This window comes from Loktanella gaetbuli, from assembly GCF_020531945.1.
GTDB classification, from domain to species: Bacteria; Pseudomonadota; Alphaproteobacteria; order Rhodobacterales; family Rhodobacteraceae; genus Loktanella; species Loktanella gaetbuli.
The window spans coordinates 199,412-215,679 of the sequence record NZ_JAJATZ010000002.1 but is presented as its reverse complement, the minus strand read 5'-3'; the positions used below and the strand labels follow the sequence as shown (position 1 = coordinate 215,679).

At 62.8% G+C, this 16,268-nt stretch carries 13 protein-coding genes; 10 read left to right on the top strand and 3 right to left on the bottom strand.

Annotated features, from left to right (window positions below):
* Positions 1-231 precede the first annotated feature (231 nt).
* Positions 232-1,680, top strand: coding sequence for a TrkH family potassium uptake protein (locus LGQ03_RS04605; protein WP_226747439.1), 1,449 nt, complete (start codon positions 232-234; stop codon positions 1,678-1,680).
* Here LGQ03_RS04605 and LGQ03_RS04600 read toward each other — a convergent pair whose 3' ends face one another.
* Positions 1,681-3,384 (bottom strand): trypsin-like peptidase domain-containing protein, encoded by a 1,704-nt coding sequence (locus LGQ03_RS04600; RefSeq protein WP_226747438.1) that lies wholly within the window; start codon positions 3,382-3,384, stop codon positions 1,681-1,683.
* A 211-nt stretch (positions 3,385-3,595) separates the two neighbouring features.
* Here LGQ03_RS04600 and LGQ03_RS04595 point away from each other — a divergent pair, with 211 nt between their 5' ends.
* The 8 genes from LGQ03_RS04595 (at position 3,596) to glmM (ending at position 13,874) form a co-directional block, all read left to right on the top strand.
* Entirely contained in the window at positions 3,596-4,516 is a 921-nt protein-coding gene (locus LGQ03_RS04595) for a glycine--tRNA ligase subunit alpha (RefSeq protein ID WP_226747437.1), read from the top strand.
* Positions 4,517-4,539: 23 nt separating this feature from the next.
* Positions 4,540-5,040: a DUF6446 family protein gene (locus tag LGQ03_RS04590; protein ID WP_226747436.1), complete on the top strand. Its 501-nt coding sequence runs from the start codon at positions 4,540-4,542 to the stop codon at positions 5,038-5,040.
* Positions 5,040-7,088, top strand: coding sequence for a glycine--tRNA ligase subunit beta (glyS, locus tag LGQ03_RS04585; RefSeq protein ID WP_226747435.1), 2,049 nt, complete (start codon positions 5,040-5,042; stop codon positions 7,086-7,088). The genes LGQ03_RS04590 and glyS overlap by 1 nt, the downstream gene beginning before the upstream one ends.
* Positions 7,089-7,176: 88 nt before the next feature.
* The gene (locus tag LGQ03_RS04580; protein ID WP_404807455.1) at positions 7,177-9,747 is read left to right on the top strand and encodes a putative PEP-binding protein; all 2,571 of its coding nucleotides are present in this window, start codon (positions 7,177-7,179) and stop codon (positions 9,745-9,747) included.
* Positions 9,748-9,895: 148 nt separating this feature from the next.
* Positions 9,896-10,567: a cell wall hydrolase gene (locus LGQ03_RS04575; RefSeq protein ID WP_226747434.1), complete on the top strand. Its 672-nt coding sequence runs from the start codon at positions 9,896-9,898 to the stop codon at positions 10,565-10,567.
* A 64-nt stretch (positions 10,568-10,631) separates the two neighbouring features.
* Positions 10,632-11,534 carry a dihydroneopterin aldolase gene (locus LGQ03_RS04570; protein ID WP_226747433.1) on the top strand — a complete coding sequence of 301 codons (903 nt, stop codon included), beginning with the start codon at positions 10,632-10,634 and terminating at the stop codon, positions 11,532-11,534.
* On the top strand, positions 11,531-12,538 hold the full coding sequence (folP, locus tag LGQ03_RS04565) for a dihydropteroate synthase (RefSeq protein ID WP_226747432.1): 1,008 nt from the start codon (positions 11,531-11,533) through the stop codon (positions 12,536-12,538). Before LGQ03_RS04570 ends, folP begins: the two co-directional genes overlap by 4 nt.
* A complete protein-coding gene (glmM, locus tag LGQ03_RS04560) occupies positions 12,528-13,874 on the top strand; it encodes a phosphoglucosamine mutase (protein ID WP_226747431.1) in 1,347 nt (448 codons plus the stop codon). The genes folP and glmM overlap by 11 nt, the downstream gene beginning before the upstream one ends.
* Here the strand turns inward: glmM and LGQ03_RS04555 are convergent.
* Positions 13,871-14,800, bottom strand: coding sequence for a DMT family transporter (locus LGQ03_RS04555; RefSeq protein WP_226747430.1), 930 nt, complete (start codon positions 14,798-14,800; stop codon positions 13,871-13,873). The two genes, glmM and LGQ03_RS04555, sit on opposite strands and share 4 nt — an antisense overlap.
* 48 nt (positions 14,801-14,848) lie before the next feature.
* Between LGQ03_RS04555 and LGQ03_RS04550 the strand changes: the two genes are divergently transcribed.
* A complete protein-coding gene (locus LGQ03_RS04550; RefSeq protein ID WP_226747429.1) occupies positions 14,849-15,043 on the top strand; it encodes a hypothetical protein in 195 nt (64 codons plus the stop codon).
* 111 nt (positions 15,044-15,154) lie between these two features.
* Here LGQ03_RS04550 and ilvC read toward each other — a convergent pair whose 3' ends face one another.
* Positions 15,155-16,177, bottom strand: a complete 1,023-nt coding sequence (gene ilvC / locus LGQ03_RS04545; protein WP_090160146.1) for a ketol-acid reductoisomerase — start codon at positions 16,175-16,177, stop codon at positions 15,155-15,157.
* Positions 16,178-16,268: the final 91 nt, after the last annotated feature.

Here is a 16,268-nt window from a genome sequence, read left to right as displayed (position 1 = left end):
TCAGGGAAAAGACTACACATTTTCAAGCAATCACCGAAGCAGCCATCGGCGAAGAGCGCAGCATCCGTTACTTTGGGCTCAAACCCGACCTTCGCCGCAGCGATCTATTCGGTCGGCTCAAGGGCGTGACTTGGCAGTCAACGTCACCTGACCGCCACCGACTGCCCCAGTCAGGGCGCGGTCACCGCGTCCGCGCTTGACAGGGCAGGGCGGACGGGCGACCGATAGCCGATGATTGATCTGCGCCCCGTTGGATATGTAATCGGCCTGCTGGTGACGGCTTTGGGCATGTTCATGCTGTTTCCGATGCTGGCGGATCTGCTGGCCGATAACGGGCATTGGCCTGTTTTTGCGGAAAGCGCGATTCTGTGCATCCTGACCGGCGGGTTGATGGCCTTGGCCTGCTCGAACGGGGTGTCGCAGGGGCTGACCCTGCGCCAGACGTTCCTGTTGACCTCGGCGGTCTGGGTGACCTTGCCTGCCTTTGGGGCGCTGCCGTTCATGCTGGGGGCCACCCAGTCCAACCTGACCGACGCAGTGTTCGAATCCATGTCCGGCCTGACCACGACGGGTGCCACCGTGCTGGGCGGGATCGAGACCTTGCCCGACGGGATCAAGCTGTGGCGCGGCATCCTGCAATGGCTGGGCGGCATCGGTATCATCGTGGTCGCGATGGTGTTCCTGCCCGAACTCAAGGTCGGGGGGATGCAGATTTTCCGGTCAGAAGCCTTTGACACGATGGGTAAGATCCTGCCGCGTGCCGGTCAGATCGCGGCCAGCATCTCGGTCATCTATGTCTCGCTGACCGTGTCCTGCGGGATCATCTATTATGCCCTCGACATGCCCGCGCTGGATGCGCTGACCCATGCGATGACGACCGTGTCGACAGGCGGGATGGCCAACAGCGATGCCTCATTCGGGGCTTACGGCGCGGGCGTGCATTATGTCGCGACGGCGTTCATGTTCCTCGCGGCGTTGCCGTTTGTGCGGTATGTGCAGATGATGGGCGGGGCAGGGCGGCCGATCCTGACGGACAGCCAGATCCGTACATTCATCTGCATCATCATCGCCTGTGTGGTGATGATTTCATTCTGGGTCTGGGCCCGCGAGAACGCGGTGACGGAACTGGCCTTTCGCGAGGCGCTGTTCAACGTGACCTCGATCGTGACGGGCACCGGATACGCCAGCGCGGATTACATGCAATGGGGCACCTTTCCCATCGTCATGTTCTTTTTCATCGGGTTGATCGGGGGCTGCGCCGGGTCCACCGCCTGTTCGGTCAAGGTGTTCCGCTATCAGTTGCTGTTCGCGTCGATCAAGACGCAGATCCGCCAGATCCACAGCCCCCATGCGGTGTTCGTGCCACGCTACGAGGGCAAGCCGGTGAATGCGGATGTCATGAATTCGGTCATGGCGTTTTTCGTCGCGTTCCTGCTGTTGCTGGGCCTGTTTTCGGTGCTGCTGGGACTGACGGGGCTGGATTTCGTGACGGCCGTGTCGGGTGCCGCCACGGCGCTGGCCAATGTCGGCCCCGGACTTGGGACTGAAATCGGGCCCGCAGGCAGCTTTGCCGGGTTGAACCCGACGGCCAAGTGGCTGCTGGCCGCGGCCATGTTCATCGGGCGGCTGGAAATCATGGTGGTGCTGGTGCTGATCAGCCCGCGATTCTGGCGGAGCTGATTACCAGCAATCCACCAGCACGGTATTGTCCGCCGCCAGCAGGGTCAGTGTTTCGGGCGGCATGAACGCCAGACTGTCGGTGATCTGCGCGGCGATCCCGGCCTGATCCAGAAACCCGATGATGGTTTCGGAATCGACCAGAAAACTGACATCCGCCGGCAGAACCTGCCCGGCCCCGGTCGCGCGGGGCAGCAACATCCCCAGCACAGCGCCGCCATTGTCGAACACCGGACCACCCGCATCGCCAGGTTCCGCCGCAAGCGCGAGCCGTTTGATATCTTCTTCACCGTTCAGGCCGCGGATGTCGGATAACCGGCCAAAGGTCAGCGTCGGCGCAGGCAGCACGCCGCCGAACGGATAGCCGGCAACGGCGATTTCGGATTGCAGGCGCGGCACCTGCGTCTGGAATGCGGCGACCGCCTGCGGCGCAAGGGGTTGTGCGGGTTCAAGCACGGCCAGCCCGAGGGCTGCATCGCTGGCAATCAGTGTGGCGGCATCGCTGCCGTTCAGTGTGATCTCGGTGCAGTTGTCCAGTGTGGTTGCCGCAGTCAGCACGGTGCCGGTGTCAGAGATGTAGAAACCCGCCTGCGACAGGCGCGGTTTGCGCACCTCCAGACCGGCGACCAGATCGATGACCTGGTCCTCGTCCGGGCGGGCCAATGCCGGGTCCAGCACGCCTTCGGTCGTGGCAAAGCTGGCGATCATCTCGTCACGGATGCGGCTGAACCGCGCGGTGTCCCCGGCAGGCCAGACAAGGGCAAACCCCTTGATCTGCCCGTCCGACAGTCGGGCCATGACGTAGGTTTCCACCTGTGGCCCGACGGCGTTGATTTCGAAACGGTCATCACCGCGCTGCCGGTCGCCGTCGGTCGGCACGATGGCGAGGGTTTGCAGGATTTCATACAGACCAAACAGGCGGTTCTGGTCGCCCTGCTGTGAAATCAGCAGCACCTGCGCGTCCAGCGCGTCGGATTTCGGGCCAAAGCGGGCAAAGGGCGGTTCATATTCGGTGAAACTGACGACGCCGGTGGGAATCTGCACGGCAATCCCGGCGGCATCATCGCGGATCAATTGCAGATTCATGCCGTCCAGCACCGCATTGTAGGCGGTGGTCAGCACGTCACGCTGCAAGGTCGTCAACACCCCGGTCGGGTCATAGCCGTTTGCCAATTGCCAGGCTTCCATCGCGCTGCGGGTGCCACGTCCAAAGGCCCCGTCGATGGCCGAATCGTAATAGCCCGCCCATTGCAGGGCGATTTGCAGATCCTGCTTTTCACTGCGCGTCAGGGCCTGTTCGGACACACGCGCCTCTTGCACGGTTTCATCCGCTGGCGCTGCGGGCAGGTCGACCACCGATCCCACGACGTCAGTCGCCGGTGCGTCCGGTGCCGCAGGCGGCGTCGCCTCTGTCTGGGTCGCACCTGCGGCAGGATAGAATTGTTCCGCGAACCGTTCACCGTCCGTCAGAAACGCGTCGTCCGGTGCAATGCCAGCCTGCCGCAAAACACGCAGGGCCGCTGTCGCCTGATCCCGGGTCGCGAACGGTCCGATGACCACGGCGTTCCAGCGCCCGCCCAGATTAAAGCCCAGCACATTGTCCTGCGTCGCGTCATAGACCTGTGCGCGGGTGATGGCCGCAGCCGTCGTGGGCTGTGCTTCGAGCTGGATGAACGTGCCGTCCTGGGCCAGCGCGGGCCCCGTCATCGTCAACAGACCTGCTCCGATCAAAAGACACGCATTCAACTTTAACATTCCGGGCCCTTGTACGCTGTCGGTCATTCGACCGGGTTTTACCAGACGGCACCACCGACGCAGCACAATTCGACGTGTGACAATGACTTGGACCGAAATGTGACCTGATTGACCCTGTCGGCCCAGCCGCCTATTCACCGTCGCAACAATTCATGAGGGTGACATGGCCGACACACCGCGCAGTTTTCAGGAAATCATCCTGCGGCTTCAGACCTATTGGGCCGGTCGCGGTTGCGCCGTGATGCAGCCCTACGACATGGAGGTCGGTGCCGGCACGTTCCATCCGGCCACGACCCTGCGGTCACTGGGGTCGAAACCCTGGGCTGCGGCCTATGTGCAGCCCTCGCGCCGTCCGACCGACGGGCGCTATGGCGAAAACCCGAACCGGTTGCAGCATTATTATCAGTATCAGGTGCTGATCAAACCCAGCCCGCCCGATTTGCAGGAACTGTATCTGGGGTCGCTTGCGGCAATCGGGATCGACGCGCAGATGCATGACATCAGGTTCGTCGAGGACGACTGGGAGAGCCCGACACTGGGGGCCTGGGGGTTGGGCTGGGAGGTCTGGTGCGACGGGATGGAGGTCAGCCAGTTCACCTATTTCCAACAGGTCGGCGGACATGACTGCAAACCTGTATCAGGTGAGCTGACCTATGGTCTGGAACGTCTGGCGATGTATGTGCTGGGCGTCGATCATGTCATGGAGATGCCCTTTAACGACCCGCAATCGCCTATCGCGCTGACCTATGGCGATGTGTTCTTGCAGACCGAACAGGAATACGCGCGCTGGAATTTCGACGTGGCCGACACCGATACGTTGCTGCAACATTTCAAGGATGCAGAGGCGGAATGCGCCCGTATCCTGGCCGAACCCGCCACGGACCCCAAGACGGGAAAGCAGATCATCATGGCGCATCCGGCCTATGATCAGGCGATCAAGGCCAGCCATGTGTTCAACCTGCTGGACGCGCGCGGCGTGATTTCGGTGACCGAACGGCAGGCCTACATCGGGCGCGTGCGCGCGCTGACCAAAGCCTGCGCTGATGCCTTCGTGCAGACGGCCGCCGGTGGTGCGGTGGCATGATCGCCCGGTTATTCATAGGAGCAATGGTGCTGATAGCTTTGATCGCGGGCGTGGCCCTCTATTACCTGCAAGTCTACGCCTACTACGAAGAGGTCGCGGTCGAGGACGCAAATGTGCAATTTGTCTCGCTGATATCCGGCGAGGCAGAACCGCTGACGTTCGAAAACTACAAGGGGATCGACAGCCTCTCCAGTCCGCTGCGCTATCGTGCCTGCTATGAGATGCCGACGTCGCTGGCCATGATGACCGAAACCTATCAGATCGCCGATGAGGCCGCACCGCGCGTTGCCCCCGATTGGTTCGACTGTTTCGACGCCCGCCAAATCGGTGCCGATCTGGAAGCCGGGATCGCCATCGGTTTCATGGGACAAAAGGACGTGACCTACGGCATCGACCGGATCGTCGCGGTCTATGATGACGGTCGCGCCTACGCCTGGCACCAGATCAACGACTGCGGCGAGGTCGTGTTTGACGGCAATCCCGCCCCCGAAAATTGCCCACCGCCCCCTGAAAGCACCCGCTGATGTCTGACCTATTAATCGAGCTCTTTTCCGAGGAAATTCCGGCGCGGATGCAGACGCAGGCCGCCGCCGATCTGAAAAAGCGTGTGACCGACGGTTTGGTCGAGGCAGGGCTGACCTATGCCTCGGCGGCGGCTTTTTCCACGCCGCGCCGCCTGACGCTGTCGGTCGAAGAACTGACAACCGAAAGCCGCGCCGTGCGCGAGGAACGCAAGGGCCCCAAGGTCGGTGCGCCCGAACAGGCCATCGCAGGGTTCCTGCGGTCCACTGGCCTGACGCTGGACCAGCTGGAGGTGCGCGATGACAAGAAAGGGCAGTTCTACGTCGCCGTCATCGAAAAGCCGGGCCGCACCGCCGCCGAGATCATCGCAGAGGTGCTGGACGCCACGATCCGCAATTTTCCCTGGCCCAAATCCATGCGCTGGGGGTCGGGCAGCCTGCGTTGGGTGCGCCCGCTGCATACGATCCTGTGCATCCTGACGGACGAAGAGGGCGCGCAGGTCGTCCCGCTGGAGGTTGACGGCATCGTTGCAGGCAACACCACCCAAGGTCATCGTTTCATGGGGCCGGATGCGTTTTCCGTCACCTCCTTCGATGATTACGAGGCCAAGTTGAAACGTGCGCGCGTGATGCTGCGTGCCGACGAACGCGCCGATGCCATCTGGAACGATGCATCGTCGCAGGCCTTCGCGCTGGGTCTCGATCTGGTCGAGGATCGCGGGTTGCTGGCAGAGGTGGCCGGGTTGGTCGAATGGCCCGTCGTCCTGCTGGGCAAGATCGACGATCAGTTTCTGGACCTGCCGCCAGAGGTCTTGCAGACCTCGATGAAGGAACACCAAAAGTTCTTTTCCGTGCGCAACCCGAAAACGGGCCGGATCGAACGGTTCGTGACGGTCGCCAATATCGAAGCGGCGGACGACGGGGCCACGATCCTGGCCGGCAACCAAAAGGTGCTGTCCGCGCGGCTGGCGGATGCGAAATTCTTTTGGGACAATGACTTGCGCGTGGCAAAGGCTGGCATGCAGCCGTGGCTCGACAGCCTGTCGGACGTAACGTTCCACAACAAGCTGGGTAGCCAGCGCGACCGGATCGACCGGATCGCGGTGCTGGCGCGCACATTGGCCCCGGTGGTCGGCGCTGACGCAGACGAGGCCGAAGAGGCGGCCAAGCTGGCCAAGGCTGACCTGTCGTCGGAAATGGTGTTCGAATTCCCGGAATTGCAGGGTCTGATGGGCCGCTACTATGCCAGCCTTGCGGGCAAATCGGACGCCGTGGCCGCCGCCGCGCAGGAACATTACCAGCCGCTGGGTCCATCGGATGATGTGCCGACAGCGCCCGTTTCTGTCACCGTGGCGCTGGCGGATAAGCTGGACACGCTGACCGGGTTCTGGGCGATTGACGAAAAACCGACGGGGTCCAAGGACCCGTTTGCGTTGCGCCGTGCCGCGCTGGGGGTCATTCGGTTGGTGTTGGAGAATGAGCTGCGGATGCCGTTGACGGAAATATTCGGCGATGCGGAATGGTCAGCGCACCTGCTGTCATTTTTTCATGATCGCCTGAAGGTCTACCTCAAGGACCAGGGCATTCGTCACGACGTGATCGACGCCTGCATCGCGATGCCGGGTAATGACGATCTGACCTTGTTGGTGAAAAGGGCGCGGGCATTGCAGGCGACATTGGCCACTGACGACGGTGAAAACCTGATCCAGGGGTTCAAGCGGGCAAACAACATCCTGACCCAGGCCGAGGACAAGGACGGGGTCGAATATTCCTACGGTGCCGACCGCAAGTTCGCCGAGGAGGGCGCGGAAACGGCGTTGTTCGACGCCCTCGATGCTGCGGATGCAAAGATCGCACCGGCAATGGCAGCCGAGGATTTTGGAACAGCCATGACCGCCATGGCGGCCCTGCGCGGCCCGATCGATACGTTTTTCACCGATGTGCAGGTGAACGCCGAATCGACCGTCGTGCGGCGCAATCGCCTGAATCTGCTGTCCCGTATTCGGCAAATTTGCCTGTCCGTCGCCGATCTGACGCGAATCGAGGGCTGATGTAGCGTCAAGTTGACAGTTGGGGCGGACGCGGACTTTACAGGTTGGCGCGCTGCCCCATATGCTGAACTGACGAAAGGATGCCGCAGTGCAGCAACATGCCCCCTTTGACGATGTGACATTGATTACACCGACAGCGCGGATGTCGCCGGACGTTCACGGTGGCCGCGCGAAGTGTCTGCAACGTCTGATCCGGCTGGATATGCCGGTACCGACGACCGTTGCGCTGTCGTTCGATGCGGTCCTGCGCTGCGCAAAAGGCCAGTTGCCGGACATGAAGGCCATTCTGGCCCCTTTTGGTCCGCAACCGCTGCTGTCGGTGCGTCCGTCCAGCCAGGACCCCGATTGGGGCGGGCCGGGTGCGATCCTGAATATCGGGATGAACGACGCCTGCCTGCCGCTGTTGGCGGACAGGATCGGCCAGACCGAGGCGGAAACGCTGTACCTGCGGTTCGTGCAGACCTACGCGGTGTCCGTCGCCCGTCTGGACCCCGAGGCGTTTGATTTTCCGCATCTGGGTCCGGCCGACGCGCTGCGCGCAGCCCGCGATTCCTACGAGGCCGAGGCGGACGAGCCGTTCCCCCAGGACGTGACGACCCAGTTGACCGAGGTTTTGCGGTCGATGGCACGGGCCTGGGATGGCACCACCGCGCGCCTGCTGCGCGAGGCCAAGGGCGCGCCCGGCGACGCGGGTCTGGGGTTGGTCGTGCAGGAACTGGCGCTGAGCGTCGGCAAAGGCGAAAGCGGCACCGGCCTCATTCATTTCATCAACGAGGACACGGGCGTCCCACAGGTGCGCGGACGCTATCGCAGTCAAAGCCAGCAGCGCGACGCACGCGCAAGCGAAGGTGCGCTGTATCTGACCAAGGACCCGCGTGGGCCAGCCCTCGAGGATATCGCGCCCGATATCTTTGCGCAGCTGATCCGGTTCGGGGATCTCGCGCGGACCCGGCTGCGCGAGGAAATGCAGATCGAATTCACGATCGAAAACAACACCTTGCACATTCTGGATGCGGTGCGGGTGCAGCGGTCTAGCCGGGCGCTGGTGCAGGTTGCCGTGGCCCTGGCACAGGACGGCGTCATCCCGCGCGAAGAAGCAGTGATGCGCGTGCCGCCCTCGTCCTTGTCCGAACTGCTGCACCGTCAGGTTGATCCCACTGCGGCGCGCGACGTGATCGTGCGGGGCATCGCGGCCAGCCCCGGTGCTGCGACGGGCCGCATCGTGCTGAGCGCGAACGAGGCGCAGGCCAGTGCGGCGCGCGGCGAATCCTGCGTGTTGGTGCGGCGCGAAACCACGCCCGAGGATATTCGCGGCATGCATGCAGCACAGGCGGTTCTGACGATCAGGGGTGGCATGACCAGTCATGCGGCGGTGATCGGGCGCGGTCTGGGCGTTCCTTGCGTCGTCGGGGCGTCCGACCTGATGATCGACCGCAAGGGCGGCTGGATCGAGGCCCCCGGCGGGCGCAGGTTCAATGTCGGTGACACGATCACTGTTGATGGCACCACGGGGGCCGTACTGGCCGGTGCGCCCGATATGCTGGAAGCGGCGTTGGACGATGCGTTCCAGACCCTGCTGTCGTGGGCGGATGCCGTGCGCGACATCGGCGTGCGTGCCAATGCCGACACGCCAAAGGATGCGCAGACGGCCAAGAATTTCATGGCTGAGGGGATCGGGCTTTGCCGGACCGAGCATATGTTCTTTGACGGGGACCGCATCGGGGTCATGCGCGAGATGATCTTTGCCGGGACCGCCGATGACAGACGCGCGGTGCTGGATCGCTTGCTGCCCATGCAACGCGACGATTTCGAGGCTTTGTTCAGCATCATGGAAGGCCGTCCGGTCTGTATCCGCCTGTTCGACATGCCGCTGCACGAATTCCTGCCCTATGACAAATCCGGCCAGCGTGATCTGGCCGAACAGCTGGATTTGCCTTTGTCCACGGTCGTGGAACGGATGCAGGGGCTGAGCGAATACAACCCCATGCTGGGTATGCGTGGCGTGCGGCAGGGAATCGCGATCCCCGAAATCTATGAAATGCAGGCCCGTGCGATTTTCGAGGCGACGGCGCGTGCGTGGGGCAGGGGCATGCCGGTGCAACCTGAAATCATGATCCCGCTGATCAGTGCCGTGCGCGAGGTCGAGCTGATCAAGCTGCGCCTGGACAAGATTGCCGCCGAAGTGCGCGGTGCCACGGGCGTGGATTTCAAATTCAAGCTGGGTGTTATGGTGGAAACACCGCGCGCGGCGCTGCGTGCGGGGGATATTGCGCAGTTCACCGACTTTCTGTCGTTCGGCACCAACGACCTGACGCAGATGACCTATGGTCTGTCGCGCGATGACGCCGGACGGTTCATGTCCGCCTATGTCAAACAGGGCGTCTATCCCGAGGATCCTTTCCACAGCCTCGATCTGGACGGCGTGGGAGAGCTGCTGGCCATCGGTGCGATGCGGGGCCGCCAGACCCGGTCAGACGTGGTTTTGTCGATCTGCGGTGAACATGGTGGCACTAGGCCCGCGATTGCATTCTGCCGTGCGCAGGGATTCGATTACGTGTCCTGTTCGCCGTTTCGGGTGCCTGCGGCGCGACTGTCTGCCGCACAATTGACGCTGCTGGATGCCCGCATGGCATCATCGGCGGGTTCTGGCCGAGCGTAACTGACTGGGCTTTCGTCGAAAAGTCAAAGTAGAGCGTGAATCTGCCGAGCAATTTCGCCGGGGGATGCCAGACTTTACCTTTGGGGAAGTGTCGGCTAGGTCGACGCCGCTGGCGCGGGGCTGACCGCGTTTCCTTGCGAGGTATGACATGACGCGTATCATCCGGACGACATTGGCCGCTGCCGTGGCTGCACTGACCCTTTCATCTGCCGCGATGGCCGATGATGTGATGGCCGCCCGATTGGGTGCGCTTCTGGGACAGGAACGCCAAGCGCTGTCGATTGTTCCCGATACGCGCCTCTCTGCCCTCACTGCCTTGCCTGAAAGCGCACGGCGCAATGCCACGCCGACCCCGGATGGTGACGCCGTGGTGACCGAGGCCTATATCTCGACCATGTCGGCCCCCTCGGGCGGGTCGGAATGGAGCTGTCTGGCCGACGCCCTGTATCACGAGGCACGTGGCGAGAGCATTCAGGGCGTGTTCGCTGTGGCCGAGGTCATCCTGAACCGGGTCGATTCCGGTGCATATCCCAACACCGTCTGCGGTGTCGTCCATCAGGGCACTGGCCGCAAATATGCGTGCCAGTTCACCTGGACCTGTGACGGCAAATCGGACGCCATCAGCAATGCTGCCGCCTATAACCGCGTGGGCAAGGTCGCCAAACTGCTGATCGATGGGCTGCCGCGCCGCCTGACGCAGGGTGCGACGCATTATCATACCAAGGCCGTGAACCCGTCCTGGGCGCAGCGGTTCCCGCGCGTGGCCACATTCGGCGCGCACCATTTCTATCGTCAGCCGACACGCAGCGCATCTAACTGATCGGCCATGCTTGGCATCGTGGGCGCTGGCGGTTATGCCGCAGGGGCAACCGCGGGGGGCGCGCATGACAAATGACATCAGACTGGCATTCGCCCATCCATCGGAACGGGCCGCTGCCAGCACCGACATTCCCTATGACCGGATTTCTCTGCGCGACTATATCGTCGAGGTCGAAATCGGTGCGTTCCAGCAGGAACGCGGGCATCTGCAGCGGGTGCGGTTCAACGTGGTGGTCGAGGTTTTGCCGCTCACCGGACCGATCGACGACGATGTCGACCGCATCTTGTCGTATGATCGCGTGACCGAGGCCATTCAGGCAGAACTGGGCGCGGAACGTATCAATCTGCTGGAAACGCTGGCGGCCCGTGTCGCGGACCGGATCCTGATCGAACCGCAGGCCGAACGGGTTTTCGTCCGGATCGAGAAACTGGACCGTGGTCCTTATTCGCTGGGGGTCGAGATCGTCCGCTCGACAGGCGGCGACAGGACCGAGGCGCAGTCACACAGCAATGTGCCGCATCCCCGCATCCTGTTCTTGTCCAACAGCGTGATCGAGGGGCCGGCGACTACCGCGAAAATCGACGAGGCCGGTGCAGATGGCACCCCCGTCATCGTCTGCGTCGGTGCACCGGACACGCCCGCACCGCGCGCGGGTCATCCGCTGGCGCAGCGCCGCATCGACCTGCTGGCCATCGAACAGAATGCATGGGCGCTGGCGGCCTGCGATCCCAGATGCAAGGTGGTGGGCAGTCGAACCGAACTGGACTGGGCCATGCGGAATGGCCAGATCTGCATCTGGGCACCGTCCAAGATCGTGTTGGACAGCCCCGACGGTCCTTCGGCAGAGCCTGCGGACGCCGTGGCATTGGCAGCCTGGTTTGCCGGGCAGATGAACGCAGCCGAACTTGTCGTCGTGGGCGCGGATGCACCACAGGCCAGCGTGCCGGTCAGGACCGTCGCAGCGTGAATGGGTTGCTGCGACCACTGCCGCTGCCGGCCGCCCGGCATCCCGATGATGCGGTGCCGCTTGCGGGCAGTGCCGCGTTTCGGTTCCGGCAGGTATCGGACGCGCAGGGCGTGTCGCATCCGCTGACGTCACTAGACCCCGCGCAGTTGCACCGAATGTCCGCCCCGCGTGCCACGATCTGCGGGCTTACACTGGACCGTCCTCGGATCATGGGCATCCTGAACGTGACGCCTGACAGTTTTTCGGATGGCGGGACGTCGGGTGATGTGGCCGCTGCGGTGGCGCGGGCCGCCGACATGGCGCGTGACGCCGACATTCTGGATATCGGCGGCGAAAGCACGCGGCCCGGTGCCGCCTATGTCACACCAGAGGACGAAATCGCCCGCACCGTTCCCGTGATCCGCGCGATCCGCGCGGCGGGCATCACGACACCGATCTCGATCGACACGCGCAAGGCGGAGGTCGCCGCTGCGGCGCTGGATGCGGGGGCGGACATGGTCAACGACGTGACCGCGCTGCGGTTCGATCCCGACATGGCGCATGTGGTGGCGCAGGCTCAATGTCCCGTGTTTCTGATGCATTCCAAGGGCGATCCAGAAACCATGCAGAACGGGCCGACCTATGGGGATGTCACCGCCGAGGTGTTCGACCATCTGGCAGGCAGTATCGCGCGGGCCGTGGACGCCGGGATTGCGCGGCACATGATCATCACCGATCCGGGCATCGGTTTCGGCAAGACGCTGGACCACAATCTGACACTGCTGCGGGATCTGGCCGTGTTCCATGACCTCGGCCTGCCGATCCTGCTGGGCGCGTCGCGCAAGCGGTTCATCGGCACCATCACCGGTGTCGATCAGGCGGATCAGCGCCTGCCGGGGTCGCTGGCGGTCGCGTTGCATGGCGTGGCTCTTGGCGTTCAGGTGTTGCGGGTGCATGATGCACGTCAGACGCGCGAGGCAATCGACATGGCCCTCGCCTTGAACGGAGTTTCCCATGAGCGCTAAATCCATTTTCGGCACCGATGGTGTGCGTGGCACCGCGAACAAATGGCCGATGACCGCGGATATGGCGTTGAAAATCGGGGCCGCCGCCGGGCGCTATTTCCGCAACGATGGGTCCAACGGCCACCGCGTCGTGATCGGCAAGGATACGCGCCTGTCAGGCTACATGTTCGAAAGCGCGCTGACCGCTGGTCTGACCAGCACGGGAATGAACGTGCTGCTGCTGGGTCCTGTGCCAACACCGGCGGTCGGTTTGCTGACCACCTCGATGCGGGCGGATCTGGGCATCATGATCAGCGCGTCGCACAATCCGCACCACGACAACGGGATCAAGTTTTTTGGCCCTGACGGGTTCAAGCTGTCGGACGCAGCCGAGGCCGAGATCACCGCCATCGTGATGAGCGATATCGAACCTGCGCAAGCGGTGAACATCGGTCGGGCCAAGCGGATCGACGACGGCAGGTTCCGTTATGCCGAACGTTTGAAATCCACCTTTCCGTCGGGTCTGCGCCTGAACGGCATGAAGGTCGTGATCGACTGCGCCAACGGGGCCGCACACCGCGTCGCCCCCGAGGTGTTGTGGGAACTGGGTGCCACGGTGATCGAGGTCGGCACCGCACCCAATGGATACAACATTAACGACGGGTGCGGCTCGACCAACCCCAAACGCGCGGCCGAGACGATTGTCAGTTTCGGCGCGGATGTGGGGATCTGTCTGGACGGCGACGCCGATCGGGTCATGATCCTGGATGAAAACGGCAACGTCGCGGACGGCGATCAGATCATGGCGCTGTTTGCGGCGCGTTGGGCGGCTGCGGACCGGTTGGCCAACAACACATTGGTCGCCACGGTCATGAGCAATCTGGGACTGGAACGGTTTCTAGATGCAAAAGGCTTGCGGCTGGAACGCACGGGCGTTGGCGACCGCTACGTGGTCGAGGCCATGCGCAAGGGCGGTCACAATCTGGGCGGCGAACAATCGGGCCATATCGTGATGACCGATTACGCCACCACGGGCGACGGCCTGCTGGCGGGCCTGCAATTTCTGGCCGCCATGATCGAGACAGGCCAGCCAGCCAGTGGTTTGACCCACAGTTTCGACACTGTGCCGCAACTGCTGAAAAACGTCCGCTATGGTGCAGGAACCGCCCCGCTGGATACGGATGCGGTCAAGGCTGCGATTGCCGACGCCGAGGAAAAGCTGGCGGGCAATGGTCGTTTGCTGATCCGCAAATCGGGCACGGAGCCGCTGGTGCGGGTCATGGCCGAATCCGAAGACCCCGACCTGTTGGTCGCCGTCGTCGACGGCATCGTGGCCGAGGTCGAAAGCGCGTCCTAAACCTTGCGGCGCAGCAGTTTTTGCAAGCTGCCCCACTGGCTGATGGCCAGACCGCACAGGATCAGCGCAAGCGCCGCAAAAAAGCGGAGCGGCAGGACTTCGTTCAGGATCAACGCACCGAACAGGACCGACCAGAGCGGCACCTGATAGTTGACCAGCGTCATGAACACAGACCCTGCGCTGCGGATCACGATGACACGCAGAAGTGCGGCCAGCGCCGTCGGCACGAGCCCCAGAAACAGGATCGCGGCAACGGTCAGGTTGCTGTCATAGCGTGGCACGCCTTCAACCAGCAGCATGGCGGGCAGTAGCACGACCGTGCCGACCCCCAGCGTCAGCGCGGAAAAGGTGATCGAATCGATCGGTGGTGCGCGGCGGGTCATGATACTGGCCGTCGCATAGGAGAGGGCCGCAGCAATGCAGGCGAGTTGGCCCAAAGGTTCCAGCCCGTCACCGATGCGCAGCACGCCGGGACCGATCAGCACCAGCGCGCCGAAAAAGCCCGTGATCACGCCGATCAGGCGTCGCAGCGACAGGGGTTCGTCAGAGAACACATGCGCCAGCGGCAGAACGAACAGCGGTAAGGCCGCCATCGAAATGCCGGCAAAGGCCGATGGGACATATTGCTGACCCCAGCTGAGCAGCGTGAAGGGCAGTGCGGTATTCAGAATGCCGATCAGGACAAGGTATTTGTTCATGCGGCGATTGAACGCAGGCCAAGGCCTGCGCAGGATAAATTGCAGCGCAAAGAGTGCGACCGCACCCAATGCCACCCGCGCAGCGGCCACTGTCAGTGGCCCGTAGCCCTGCAACGCGACCGAAACCACCATGAAGGTGCCGCCCCAGATCAGCCCCAGAAATCCGATACTGGCCCAGTTGGTCAGGGTCGGGGCCGGCGGCGCGGAACTATGGGTCGGGCTGTGCATTGAATTACCTGTTCTGTTTGCAAACCTCCTACACGGGAAATTCTGGATATGACACTCATCTACTTTTTGGCGACCTTCGGTTTTCTATGCGCGCTGCCGGCAGGTGCATTGCTCAGCATCGTGTTGACGCGCCGCGAGATGGCACACGTGCCGGGGCAGAAATCCTCGCTGGCCAAGGACGGGCCGGGGCCGGATCTGTTCGCGCGGAGGCCGCGACATGGCGCGCAGGCCCACCACGGCTAAGGCATCGTGGCGCACCGAGGTCACGCGCTGACCCGGCACAAACCGGGGACCATGCACAAAAAAGGTGAGCCAGATGGCTCACCTTTCGTGTTTGATGCTGAACTGACGGGATCAGTTCTTGGCCTTGTCGACCATCTTGCCTGCGGAAATCCACGGCATCATGTCGCGGAGTTTCTTGCCGACGATTTCGATCTGGTGCTCGTCGTTGGCACGACGCGACGCCTTGATCGTGGGCTGTGCCACGGCATTTTCCAGCATGAAGTCGCGGACGAATTTGCCGGACTGGATGTCTTCCAGAACGGCCTTCATGCGGGCCTTGGTTTCGGCGTAGGGCAGGATGCGCGGGCCGCTGACGTACTGGCCATACTCGGCCGTGTTCGAGATCGAGTAGTCCATGTTGGCGATGCCGCCTTCATAGATCAGGTCGACGATCAGCTTGGTTTCGTGCAGGCATTCGAAATAGGCCATTTCGGGCTCGTAGCCGGCCTCGACCAGCGTCTCGAAACCGCAGCGGATCAGCTCGACGATGCCGCCGCACAGAACGGCCTGTTCGCCGAACAGGTCGGTTTCGCATTCCTGACGGAAGTTCGTTTCGATGATGCCCGAGCGGCCACCGCCGATGGCGGAGCAGTAGGACAGGCCGATTTCCATCGCCTTGCCGGTTGCGTCAGTGTGCACGGCCACCAGGCAGGGCACGCCGCCGCCTTTGGTGTATTCGCCCCGCACGGTGTGGCCGGGGCCCTTGGGGGCCATCATGATGACGTCGACGCCGTCCTTGGGTTCGATCAGGCCAAAGTGGACGTTCAGGCCGTGGGCGAATGCAATCGCGGACCCCGCCTTGATGTGATCCTTGACGTACTTGTTGTAGGTCTCGGCCTGCAGTTCGTCGGGCATGGTGAACATGATGACATCGCACCATGCTGCGGCCTCGGAAATGCCCATGACCTTGAGGCCTTCGCCTTCGGCCTTGGCCGCAGAGGGCGAGCCTTCGCGCAGGGCAACAACCAGATTTTTCGCACCGCTGTCGCGCAGGTTCAGCGCATGGGCGTGGCCCTGAGAGCCGTAGCCCAGAATGGCGACCTTCTTGTCCTTGATCAGGTTCACGTCGCAATCGCGGTCATAGTAAACGCGCATGGTAATTCTCCCCTTGGGTATGTGATGGCGGGCACAATAGGGAGGTTTGCGCGAGATGCGAGGGGATTTATCCGAGTATTTTTCGCAAGAT